This is a genomic window from Salisaeta longa DSM 21114 (assembly GCF_000419585.1).
In the GTDB taxonomy this organism is placed as follows: Bacteria; Bacteroidota; Rhodothermia; order Rhodothermales; family Salinibacteraceae; genus Salisaeta; species Salisaeta longa.
Genome location: NZ_ATTH01000001.1, coordinates 1268490 through 1281590 on the forward strand (window position 1 = coordinate 1268490; position 13101 = coordinate 1281590).

Sequence of the window (13101 nt, forward strand, 5' to 3'; positions counted from 1 at the left end):
GACACGGGTGGTGGGCGCAGCGGCTGTGCGAGTATCCAGGAGGGAGTGCGTACGCTATAAAATTTGTGATGAAACAGTGAATTGGCTATCCAAACCATCGTTTGCATCCACTGAGGGCCGTGTTGTGCCCGGTGACACAAATATGCAAACATCTGACACAAATATACAAACGGCAAATACAGCACTGCTCTACGTTGGGTAGTACATGTAGCTATTCCAGTACCCGAACGCCCAGGATGCGCACGACGACGCGCCGCACACGAACCGCTAGGCTCGCACCCCGAGGCCCGTCCACGGCACGGACGGCAGCCCAGCGGCCGGGCGTTTCGTGCACCAGAACGGAAATGCTACGTCACCGCCGCCGTCGTCGCCTTTGCACACAGGTGCAGGCGTTGGCCGCAACGGCGCGCGCCCCCGCCGACGCCTGCGCCCCAACCCAACAGCAATCTCTTTGAACCGATGCCCATGGCCTTGCCCGTCCGTTTCCAACACGCTTCGCCCCTTCGCCTCATACCTACGCTGCTGCTTGCGTTGCTCATTGCCGGCACGGCCCCCGCGGCCTTTGGCCAGCAAGTGATCTATGTCGACGACAGCGCCTCGGGCGCCAATGACGGCTCCTCCTGGGCCAACGCCTACACCGGCCTCCAGGAAGCCATCGACAACGCCACCGGTAACGACCAGATCTGGATTGCCGAGGGCACGTACAAACCGACATTCAAGCGCCCGGGCACGGTGCAGTTTTCGTATCTCGCCTATCGCAACCGGTCGTTCGTCATCCCCGACAGCAAAGACGGACTGAAGCTCTACGGCGGCTTTAATGGCACGGAGACGGCCCTCGACCAGCGCGATCCCGGCGCCCACGAGGTCATCCTTTCCGGCGATCTCGGTCCTGGTGACGATGCTTCCTTCGATCCCGACTTCGATTCGGATGCCAATACGAATGCGACCGGCGACATTGTGGACCCGGTTCCCGAAACGCGATCCGCCACCGACCATCTGAGAGCGGGGCTCACGAGTGGACCGCCCGAGCTGGGCTGGGGGGCCAACGTGAACCACGTCGTGTTTCTCGGCGGCGGCCTCTCGCGAAGTACCGTCATCGACGGCGTCACCATCACCGGCGGCTTTGCCGTGGCGCAGTTCGTCTCCACATCCACCGGTGATTTTGTTGGGGGCGAACAGCGCAACTTCGGCGGGGGGCTGTTTTGCGACGGATGCAGCGCCACGATGCGGGGCGTCACGTTTCGGGGCAACTATGCCGCTGCACGAGGCGGGGCGGTGTACGTGACGGGCGGCGGCAGCCCACACTTCATCAACAGCGTCTTCTGGGGCAACAATGCTGGCAAGCGGCCACCAACCGTTAGCAATCCTCCGGGTGATAGAGAGTTCAGATTTTATCTTGTTAGTAGGCTCGGCGATACCAATGGACAACCCATTACCGATCAGATCAGTGATGGCTTGGGCTCGGCAGTGTTCAACGACGGCAGCTCGCCGGACATCGACTTTTCCACCTTTTACCAGCATCCCGGAGGTGCCAGCACACTGGAGAACATCGCGGGCGACGACGTGCTGTTTGCTGATAACGATGCAGTCGGCAATGATCTTGACCTTGACCCGAGCAGCCCGACTTTCCTGCAAATCGATACGGAGACCAGTTCGCTGGTGGACGCGGGCAGTACCAGCCGCCTCCCCGCCGATGCCGAGGATCTGGACGGCGACAGCGACACGTCCGAGCCGCTACCCATAGATGCACGCGGGAACGAGCGGATCCAGGGCGCCGCTCCCGACCCCGGCGCGTACGAAAGTCCCTTTAGCACCGCGCCGAATCCTGCCGCGAGTGCCGTTCCCATAGGCGACCGTCTTCGGATCGAGGGCAGGGGCGTGGATGCCGCCACCGCCGTGCGCATCGGCGGCACGCCCGCCACGAACCTCACGGGCACGGGCGACGGCAACGAGCGCATCACCGTCACCGTGGCCGAGGGCACAACCTCCGGCCCCGTCGAGATCGACACGCCGGGCGGCACGATCACGACCGAAGAACCGGTGGAGGTGACCCCGCCCGCCTACGGCCCTGGGCAGGCGCTGGGTGCACCCGGCTCCGTGGAGATCAGTGACCCGTCTGCCTTCACCTTCCCCACGCCAACGAGCGGATCCAGCGGCTTTACCGTCAGCCTGTGGACGAAGGGCAGCTTCTCGGTACAAAAAGAAGAAAATGAACCCAGCGGCTGGGGCCTGTCTGGCTCGCCGGGTGGAGAGGCTACGTTCTTTGTCAATTTTGAAGGGGAAGATGACGCCGGAAATACAATAGTTAGAAATGTCCCTACATCCATTAGTGTCCCCGATGACGGGCAGTGGCATCACGTGGCAGCCACATATCAGTTTAACGATGCCAATGAAGGAACGCACATAGCAAAAGTCTATGTTGACGGCTTTAAACAACGCGCTTCGCGAACAGGTGACGACCTTCGTTTGACCAACACCCGCCGGCCATCAACAAACGACGCGCCCGTCACCATCGACGCAGGGGGCACGCTCGATCAAGTGCGCATTTACGACCGTCCGCTTGCCGAAAGCGACCTGCTCACGGACAACTCCACCAGCGATGCTGCCGAACTCAACGTGCGCCGTCGCATCCACCGCACGGCGGATCTGTCGGACGGGCAGTATAGCGGCCTGATTGCGGAGTACCGCTTCGACAGCGGCGATCCCAACATCGCCTTCGACTATGCCGGACGCAACAGCGGCACGTACCAGAACAGCGCCGGACCCGTCCTCAGCACCGCGCCCGTTGGGCAGGATGCCGGAGCCAACCCCGTCGGTCCGGATGGGGCCTCGTTTGCAGTGAATGGAGGACCAAGATCTAGCACGCAGTTTATGGGACTGTACCGATATGGAGTGTCTAACGGATCGGTGCGTACCAGCGCCGATCCAGGCGAAGTCTTCGATTCCGCTCTGCCGAACAACCTCACTGAACGAGCGGCACTTACGTGGGGCGGATATATCGAGCGGACGAACAACGCTAACACAATCTTCGAGAGCAAGAACATACTTGCGCTTTCGGTTGACACACTTGAATATGCCAACGTTACGGGAATCTCTGAGCCGGTGGGATTGCTCTGGCGAAGCGGACCAGGTGACACGTGGCGCGTGGCGAACTATTCCATGAAAGACGCAGAGGCCCAAACATTCTCCACACCACCTAATACCGTAATTCCAACGGGTGAACTGGCGCTGGCGTCCTTCCCCTTCTCGGATCTGCATCTGACGCTGACGCCCGAAACGCAAACGGCCGCTCCTGGGGAAACAATCACCTTCACTGCCACCCTTACCAACGACGGCCCGGACGACGTGCCCGGCGTGACGGTCGACTTCGACGCCACCGCCTTGAGCGGCCTCTCGGGGTCCGGCGGCACCTTTTCGGGCGGTACGTGGGACGTCGGCACGCTCGCAGGCGACGCCTCTACGAACATTACGCTCACTGCGACGGTCGAGTCGGGCGCAGATCTTCCTGCGTTGCGCGGTGCCCTCGGACTGAACGACATCGACAACGGCAACAACGCGGCGCAAGCGGTGGTGCCCGCGTCTCCGGCGTACGGACCGGGGCAGGCGCTGGTTTTCAACGGCACAGATGATGCCCTTAACCTCGGGCCTGACATGCGCCTGGACGGCCGCGATTTCACCCTCTCCTTCTGGGCAAAGCGCGGACCCACCGGCTCCGACCAGACGATCATCAGTCAAGGCGCCAGCAGCGACGAGGCGTTGCGGATCGGCTTTCGTAGCGACGACCGCTTCGAGGCACGAATCGGCGGGAGCGCTGTCGTCACAGACAACGCCGTAACCGACACCGACTGGCATCACTGGACAGTTGTCTTTGAGTCTGTTGGCATTAAAACAGCCTTCTTTTCGATCTACCGCGACGGCGTCCGCGTGAAACGAAGCGGCTTAAAAGAAGTCTATCGCGGTCTCGGCGATCTATTCATAGGCCGTGCGGCGTACACGAACGCGCAGCACTTTGCAGGTGAGCTCGACCAGCTGCGCATTTGGGATCGGATGCTCTCAACCGGCGATATTCGCGCCCGCATGCACCAGCGTCTCACCCCGGGCGACCCCAATGCGGAGTTCCTCCTGGCCAGCTATCGCTTCGACGAGGGCAGCGGATCCTTTGCGCACAGCGCGGGGCAAGGCCCGCTCGCCACCTTCGAGGGCGATCCGCAGTGGGTGCCGTTCAGCGCCGCCCGGCTCGGCAAAGAAAGCGCCGTGGCCACGAGCAGCACCGACGCGAGCATCGGCCCAGCCGGCGCGCAGCTGTCCGCGACCGGCGCCAGCGGTGACGTACAGCTCTACCGCTACGGCGATGCCAGCGCCCCGTTGCGCACCGAGAGCGACGCGGGCGAGGATCTCAGCGGCCTGCCCACCAGTGTCACCAAACGCTCACATCTCACATGGGGCGTCTCTACGCCAAGTGGCACAAGCCCCACAGCTACGCTCACGCTCGACTACAGCGACGTTACCGCTCCGCAGGGGCCGTTGGCACTCGTCCACCGCGCCGCGCCCGGACAGCCCTGGCAGATAGCCACCGGCTGGACCAAAGACCCCGCCGCACAGACGTTTACCCGCACCGGCACGGTGCCCGTCCGCGAGTATGCACTGATTCGAAATACGCCGCCCAGCCTTTCGGTGGCCCAGGCAACACCCTCGCTTGCTGAGAACAGCGCCACACCCGCTGCCGTTACTGAGATCACCGTGCAGGACGACGGCGTGGGCAGCAGTACGCTCGCGCTAGCCGGTCCTGATGCCGATGCCTTTGCGCTCGACGGCTCCACGCTCCAACTAACGGCCACGCCCGACTTCGAGACAATGTCGACGTACGTCGTTGATGTGACCGCCGACGACCCCAGTATCGGTACGGGACCCGAGGCAACCACCCGCGTAACGCTCAGCATTACGGATGTGAACGAGGCTCCCACGGCCGTCGCCCTAACGCCTGCAGATCCCTCGGTTGCCGAAAATACGGCTTCTCCTGCCGGGGTGGCCACGGTTGCAGTCACCGATGACGCCCTCGGTACCAACAACCTCTCGTTGGGCGGAACCGACGCCGGGGCCTTTCGGCTCGATGGCACCACGTTGCAGCTCACACAGGCCGCCAACTTTGAGGCGAAGAACAGCTATACGCTCAGCGTATCTGTTGACGATCCCGCCGTGGGCGGCACCCCCGATGCCACTCGATCCTTTACCGTCGCTGTATCGGATGTGAATGAGGCCCCGTCGGTAGGTCTTAGCGTCACCACCACGTCCATCGCCGAGGATGCCGACCCCACGGCTCCGGTAGCCCTCTCCACCGTTGACGTGCAAGACGACGCATTAGGGACCAACGCCCTGACGCTTGCAGGAGCAGACGCGAGCAGCTTTCAGCTCGACGGGTTTACGCTCCAATTGAAGGCCGGCGTATCGCTCAACGTGCAAACGAAGGACCGCTACACGGTACGCGTAACGGTTGATGACCCCGGCGTAGGCAGCACGCCAGACGACGATGCGCTCTTTACGCTCAACATCACTGACGTAAACAGCGCCCCCACCCTCACGCTGACCCCGGCCGATCCCTCGATTGCCGAAAACAACACTCCGCCGACAGATGTGGCGACGGTGACCATCAACGATGACAACAGTGGCACCAACAACCTCTCGTTGGGCGGAACCGACGCTGGGGCCTTTCAGCTCGATGGCACCACGTTGCAGCTCACAGAGGCCGCCAACTTTGAGGCGAAGAGCAGCTATGCGCTCAGCGTATCCGTTGACGACCCCGCCGTGGGCGGCACCCCCGATGCCAGCCGAGCCGTTACTGTGGCCATCAGCGACGTAAATGATCCGCCCTCAGTAAGCGCGGTCGGCACGCTTGCCGTTACGGAGGGCACCGCCGGTACGGTGTCTCCCACCATCCTCACAGCTACCGACCCCGAGGACGCCCCTGCAGCCCTCACGTACACCGTTACCACGGCCCCCGCCCACGGCACGCTGCAGGTGGAGGGCAACATGGCTTCTGCGTTCACCCAGGCCGATGTGAACGCGGGGCGCGTCGCCTACCGCCACGACGGCTCGGAGACCACCACCGATGCGGTCACGCTCAGCTTGAAGGATGCAGGCGGCGCGCAGGTGGCCGGCGTAACCGTACCCGTTTCAATCACTGCTGCAAACGATGCCCCCACAATTTCGGGCATTCCGGCCCAGACAATCGTGGAGGATGCCCCCCTCGGCCCGGTGAGCTTTACGGTAGACGACCCCGAGGCGGCAGCCTCAACCCTCACCGTCACGGCTACGTCAGACAATGAGGCGCTCGTGCCCGACGCCAACATCACGCTTGGAGGCGAAGCGGCCAATCGCACGGTGGCGGTGACCCCAGCCGCCAATGCGAGCGGCACAGCAACCCTCACGGTGACGGTTGACGACGGCGCGGCGGCCAACAACACCCGCAGCACCTCCTTTGCGCTCACCGTTACTGCCGTGCCAGACATCGCGCTTACCGACGGCTCGGCACAAGGGCTTGACTTTAGCGCGGCGGTGTCGCCCGGCACCGCCGACAACCCCGTGGGTCTGCTCCAACTCGGTGCCGGACAGGAAGGCGCTACGCTGGAAGGCCTCACGGTTACCAACCGGGCCCCGGGTGTGGCCGGCATTACTGCTGCACGCCTCTACTGGTCGGCCGATGCCGTTCTAGAGCCTAGCAGCGACCGTGCGCTTGCCGAGGTGTCCACCGATGCGTCGAGCGCTCCGGTGAGCATTGCCTTCACGGGCTTCTCGCAGGCCGTTCCGGCCACGCCCGGCTACGCCTTCCTGGCGCTCGACGTAGCTGCTGGCGCTGCTGCCACCGGGGTGCAGTTTGAGCTCTCGCAGCCCAGCGACCTATCGCTTGCTGGGGGCGAACTCGCAGCGGTCAACGGCACGGCACAATCCACCTTTGCCGCGCTGCCGCTGTCCAACGGCACGGTTGCCCTGCCGGTCGAGTTTGCGGACTTCGAAGCCCAGAGCAGCGACGCGGGCATTGCCTTGGCGTGGCGCACTGCATCGGAGACCAATAACGCAGGGTTTGCGATCCAACGCGCCGTATGGCCGCCCCGGACGGATGCTTTCCCCCCGCAAGACGGCTCTACCCGGCCCGATGGCCCTTCCGCCTGGCAGGAGGTGGGCTTTGTGGCAGGCGCCGGTACGACGACCAATCCGCAGTCGTACCGCTTTGCGGATGCCACCGTGCCGTTTGCGGCCGATTCGCTCACGTACCGCCTCAAGCAGATGGACACCGACGGCAGCGTCTCGTTCTCCAAACAGGTCACCGTGCGGCGCGGGGCGGTGCAGCAGCTCCGGCTCTTGGGCACCTTTCCCAACCCGGCCCGCACGCGCGCTACGGTGCGGTTTGCGATTCCCAATGGACCAAAGAAGACGGCAGTGCGCCTCGTGCTCTACGATGTGCTGGGGCGGCAAGTGCGCACCGTGCGTACGAAGGCGACGGCCGGACGCCACGAGCTGCAGCTGCGCGTGGGCGGCCTCGCCAGCGGCCTCTACTTCTTGCGGCTGCAAGCCGGCGGCCGCACCCAAACCCAAAAAATCACCGTGGTGCAGTAGCGTCGTGGCAAAAGTAACGCCGTTGAGCGATCGGCAGCCCGACCTCCACCATCCCCGACGCCCACAAGAGTTACGAGGCCGTTGGGGCAGACGTCGGCTGCGCCAGATAGTCCGACGGCCGCACGTCGTACATCGCCTGAAAAGCTTCCGAGAAATGCGACACGCTTTTGAAGCCGACGGCATAGGCCACTTCGCTTACGGTGCCTTCCTGAGTGCGCAGCAGCGCAGCGGCCCGTGCAAGCCGTTCCTCGCGCAGAAACGCACTGGGCGATTGGTCCCGCAGGTCGCGAAAGCGACGGTACACCGTCGACCGGCTTTGGGCGAGGGCGTCGGCAAGCTCAGCCACGCCAAATTCTTCGTCGGCTAAATGGTCCCTAACAATCGCTCGGGCACGCACCACGTACGGCGGCTCGGCGGGCGCGTCCTCTGCCGGAGGCGAAGCCGCCGGCGTGACGGTTGGCGGGCCGCCGGACCCCGACGTCTCATCCGACGGTTCGGCAGCAAAACGCGCCTTCAAGCGTTGCTGTGCCGCCATGAGGTTTTTGACGCGGGTCTGCAGCTCCTCCATGTTGAACGGCTTGGTGAGGTAGGCATCGGCCCCCTCGCGCAGGCCCGCGAGCTTGTCGTGCTCGGCTGCACGCGCGGTAAGAAGAATGACGGGGAGAAAGTCGGTGGCACGGTCGCTGCGCAGGGCCTCGACAAGGGCAAAGCCATCGAGGCGTGGCATCATGACGTCGCTGATGATCAGATCCGGCAGGTCCTCATGTGCACGTTCGAGCGCCTCGCGGCCGTCGCGTGCCTCCACGATACGGTACGTGTCTGCAAAGTGGCTGCGAATGTACGCACGAATCTCCGGATTGTCGTCGGCCACGAGCAACGTCGTGCGATCGTCGGAGGCCCCGTCGCCGGAGGCCGGGTTGGCAAACGCCGCGCGCACATCGGGGCGCTTTGGGTTGGCTTTTCCTTCGGCCGAGAGGTCATTGGCCGTGGCCATGCCATCGGTCAACACCACGCGCACGGTCTGCTCGCCGTCTGATCCCTCCGCGGGCGCCGCTGCTAGGGGCAAGCGCACGATGCCCGTCGTTCCTTCGCCCGGCGCGCTCTCCAGAGCGATGGTGCCACGATGGAGCTCCACCAAGTCTTTGGCCAACGACAGCCCGATGCCTGTTCCCGGCGCTTCATCGGGCGTCGCCTGCTCGGACTGGTAAAACCGATCGAAGAGATGCGGCAAGTCCTCCGGCGGAATCCCCGGACCGTTGTCGCGCACTGTAACCGCAACCGCATGAGGCTCCGGCGCTTCATCGTCTGTGGACGCCGCGATGGCTACGCGCATATGAATGGTACCATCACGCGGCGTGAACTTGAAGGCGTTCGACAAGAGATTTGTGAACACTTGCTCCAATTTTGCACGATCGAACACAACGGGAAGGGGCGTGGCAGGGCCCTCAAAGACGAAGCGCACCCGGCGCCGCTCGGCCAGGGGCACAAAGGAGCGCGCCAGCTCGCGCACGAACGACACGAGGTCGTTCTGCTGGGCATCGAGCGTCAGTGCGCCGTCTTCGAGCTTGGCAACGTCGAGCAGTTGCCCAATGAGCCGAAGCAAGCGACGGCTGTTGCGCAGGGCAAGCGTCACATTTTGGCGGATGCTGCTGCGCGACACCTCCCCGTCCGTTGAAAGCGCCCGCTTCACATCCTCCAGCGGCCCGATGGTGAGCGTAAGCGGCGTCCGGAACTCGTGGCTCACATTGGTGAAGAATCGCGTTTTGAGGCGATCCATCTCGCGCAGGCGCACTGCCTGCTGCTCCGTCTTTTTCTTCTCCTGGCGGAGGGCCTGGGTGCGCGCGTGCACCGTGCGTTCTAGGGTGCGCTGCCGTCGCTCTAAGCGGCGGCGCTGCCCGTAAAACATCGCCAGCAAGCCGCCTACAATCACGCCCCCATACACGACGTACGCGAGCCACGTGCGCCACCACGGCGGCGCAATCGCAATGGTAACCGACGCCGCCTGCTCCGACCACACCCCGTCGGCGTTGGCCGCGTGCACCTTGAAGTGGTATGTGCCAGGCGGCACATTCGTGTACGTAGCCTCGCGCCGCGCCCCGGCCGCAATCCATTTTTCGTCGTAGCCAACCAGCTTGTAGCGGTAGCGGTTTTGCCTTGGGGCTTTAAAATGCACCCCGACATAAGCGACGGTGAACTCGTTTTGGTCATGGGGCACGCGCAGCGGCTTCGTGCCACGCACGGCCTGTTGCGTCAATGAATCGGTGGCCGCGGTAGCGCCGTTGCTCAGCACCTCCAATCCGGTAATGATTACCCGCGGCGGCACCGCGTTGCGTGCCAGCGCCGACGGCTGAAATACGTTGAATCCGTTTGTGCCGCCAAACAACAGACGTCCCTCCGGGCCATGCGCGGCAGCATGCTGGTTAAACTCGAGCCCTTGCAGTCCGCTGAACCGCCCAAACGACCGAAACGCCCGGCGCGGCGCCGGAGCATCGGGGGTAAACCGCACGAGGCCGTGGTTGGTACTCAGCCACAGGCGCCCGCGCGCATCTTCTTGAATGGCGTACACCGTGTTGTCGGGCAAATCGCTCGTCTCGGTTGTAAAGTGCGTCACGGTGCCCGTCCGCGTATCGAGACGATCCAGCCCGCCGCCGTCAATGCTTGCAATCCAAAGGATGCCCGGCTCGCGGGCCCGCTCATGAATCCACGCAAAGCGCCCATTGGTGAGGCTCGTCGGGTCGTTGGGGACATGCCGGTAATGGGTAAACTGCCCGGTCGCCGGGTGGAAGCGGCTCACGGCGTTCTGCGTAGCCACCCATAGGCGTTCGGCCCTGTCACGGTATACGAAACCTACCCAGTCGCTTGCCAGGCTGGTCGAGTCTGCCGGGTCATGCAGGTACCGCGTGAACGTCCCGGACGCAGGGTTGAAGCGATTGAGCCCCTTCATGGTCGCCACCCACAGGGTACCATCGGCCGCTCGATAGAGATCGTTGATGTTGTTGCTGCTCAGCGTGGTGGTATCGCCCGCCACGTGGCGGTACCGCACGAATCGCTCCGTGTCGGGCTGATAGCGATCGAGGCCGCGCCCGGTACCAATCCACAGGTCGCCATGGGGCGCCTCCGCGAAGGCGTAGGCCGTCCCCGAAGGACGCGTGGGCGATGGGGCGGTGGGGCGGGCCTTCCACACGCGCACTGCCCCCGTACGCGGGTTGATGCGGTGCAAGTATCCCTCCGAGGTTCCCGCCCACAGCATGCGGTCCGTGGTCATCGCCAGGCCCCACACGTTGGCATTGCGCAAGCGCGCCACCGCGTGCGGCCCCTTCTCGTTCGACGCGCTGCTGGTGTAGTGCGCCACCTTCATAGCCGACGGGTTGAACGTGCCCAGCCCGCCGCCGTCGGCCCCCACCCATACCATGCCCGACCGGTCGGTAAAGGTGACGGTGCCGGCGTGTTCAACCAGCCCGTGCCGGTTAGTGGGCGCGCTTCGGTAGCGCGTGAAGGTCTGCGTGCGGGGGTCGAAGCGCGCAATGCCGTTGTTGTGGATGGACAGCCACAGCACACCAGGCATGGACGGGTCCGGACTTGCCGTGCGCACCTCGTTGGCTGACGGGCCTCGGTTTGGATACGGCAAAAAGCGCGTGCTGCTTCCATCGGTCGCGTTAAAACGAATCAGGCCATGATCTGAACCAATCCAGCGGATATGGGGCCGCGCCGGGTCAACGTACTGCTCATGCAACGACGTGTGCGGAATCGCGCGCGTCTGTGCATCGGCCGCGGACCCGTACAAGAACCGCGTGAAGTGTCCCGGGCGATGGAGCGACATCCGATTGAGGCCATTGGCCGTCGCAATCCAGAGGGTATCGCCCGGGCCTTCGCGAATCGAGCGGATGCGGTTCTCACTCAAGCTGTTGGGGTCGTCCGGATCATGCCGGTAGTGCACAAACGTGCCGGGCTGCTCCGGCGTCATGCGGCTGAGGCCATGGCGGGTGCCGACCCAAAGTACACCGCGCGCGTCCTCGAACACCGCCATGACGTATCCCGGAAGCAGGCTGGATGGATCGTCGGGATCGTGCTGAAATTGCTGAAAAGTCTCGGTCTGCAGATCCATTCGGTTCAACCCCCCGAAGCGGGTTGTAATCCACAGCACGCCCCCACGCCCCAGGTGCAAATCGTCGATCGTGCCGTCCGAAAGAGATGTTGTGTCGAAGGGATTGGGATTGTACACCTTCACCTGATACCCGTCGTAGCGATTGAGGCCACTCTGGGTCGCGATCCACAAAAACCCACGACGATCTTCCACGATATCCGTGATATGACCTTGCGAGAGCCCGTCGGCAAGGGTCAGACGACGAAAGCGAATGTCGGGCCGGTCGGCCGTCAGCGTGTCGACCGGCAGGCCACGCAACGCGGCGTCTGCCGCATACGACCGAGCGCTCTCGCCACTCCCTCCCAGCAGCATCGCCCATATCCCAGCAGCCCAAACGAGCGTCTTCCAATACATCAATGAAGTTGCACGGTTTGCTATGCACAAAATGCTCGGCAGAAGGACCGCTCTCTCAACGGACTGCTCCCGTACGCACGGGCTCCCCTGCCCCGCGCACTAGAATATGTTTGAAAGCCTCTCGCGAGCTGCGCCCGGTCGGAGTGCCTATTTTCCGCTTCTACCTGCGCTTATACGCCTTTTTCTTGTAAGCACTAGAGTATAGGAATGTATTCGCAAAAATGCACATAGGGACGGCGTTTTGTTTGTCATGCGTGGATCAGCTCCCACAAGCAAAGAGGGCGTCGCAACGAATCAGCCGATGGCATCCGTGAAACGCTCACGCCTTAACGATGGCCGTGTGCGTGCTTTAATCGTTTCGCTGATGGGTTTGACACGCTGACGCAAGCAGTTCTCTGGCGCATCCCCGCCCCTGTTGATCCGAAGACGCTGTCCCCTCGGTCACGCCGACGGTGCCTCCGGGCGCCATACCATCGCATGATGGGTCGGTGCCGGGGACGGGCACCGGGTGAAGCCCAAGCGACGATAGAAGCGAAGCGCATCCTGGTTCGTTGTGTGCACCATGTGCCGGAGCGGACGTCCCGATGCGCGGGCCTCTTCCTTAAGTTGCTCAATGAGATGCGTGCCAATCCCTTGATTTTGAAACGCCGGGAGCATCATGATGTCCACGAGTCGAATTTGGTCTTCCAAATACGCGACCCAGATGCGCCCTGCCCGTTTTCCATCGGCCAGAATAACCTTGGGATTCGCGTTGGGATACCGATGGCGATACGAACGCCGCTGTGCTTCAAATTGCTGCTGGATGAACGTTCGCTTTTCTGCTTCTGAGAGGTCAATGGCATGGTCAATATCGATGCGGAAGGAGCGGAACAGACGAAGCAAAAAGGACGCGTCATCAGAGCGAACTGCACGGCGGGTGATCGACAGGTCGGGCATGAGGGCAGCAAAAAGGAGAGCAAAAATGGAAGAGTGCAATATAGGATAGCGCCAGT

The 13101-nt window shown here is 63.2% G+C and carries 3 protein-coding genes; 1 reads left to right on the plus strand and 2 read right to left on the minus strand.

Annotated features, from left to right (window positions below; genetic code table 11):
- Positions 1-471 precede the first annotated feature (471 nt).
- A complete protein-coding gene (locus tag SALLO_RS0105210) occupies positions 472-7611 on the plus strand; it encodes a LamG-like jellyroll fold domain-containing protein (protein ID WP_169577889.1) in 7140 nt (2379 codons plus the stop codon).
- 70 nt (positions 7612-7681) lie between these two features.
- Here SALLO_RS0105210 and SALLO_RS0105215 read toward each other — a convergent pair whose 3' ends face one another.
- Together SALLO_RS0105215 and SALLO_RS15375 are read right to left on the minus strand one after the other, a co-directional pair.
- Complete coding sequence (locus SALLO_RS0105215) at positions 7682-12109, minus strand: hybrid sensor histidine kinase/response regulator transcription factor (protein ID WP_084696176.1); 4428 nt, start codon at positions 12107-12109, stop codon at positions 7682-7684.
- A 441-nt stretch (positions 12110-12550) separates the two neighbouring features.
- On the minus strand, positions 12551-13084 hold the full coding sequence (locus SALLO_RS15375) for a GNAT family N-acetyltransferase (protein ID WP_051141303.1): 534 nt from the start codon (positions 13082-13084) through the stop codon (positions 12551-12553).
- Between the last annotated feature and the right edge of the window lie 17 nt (positions 13085-13101).

What these genes read in the sequence shown, in the direction of transcription:
- SALLO_RS0105215 (WP_084696176.1), bottom strand. Translation starts at nt 12,109, where the DNA reads ATGTATTGGAAGACGCTCGTTTGGGCTGCTGGGATATGGGCGATGCTG.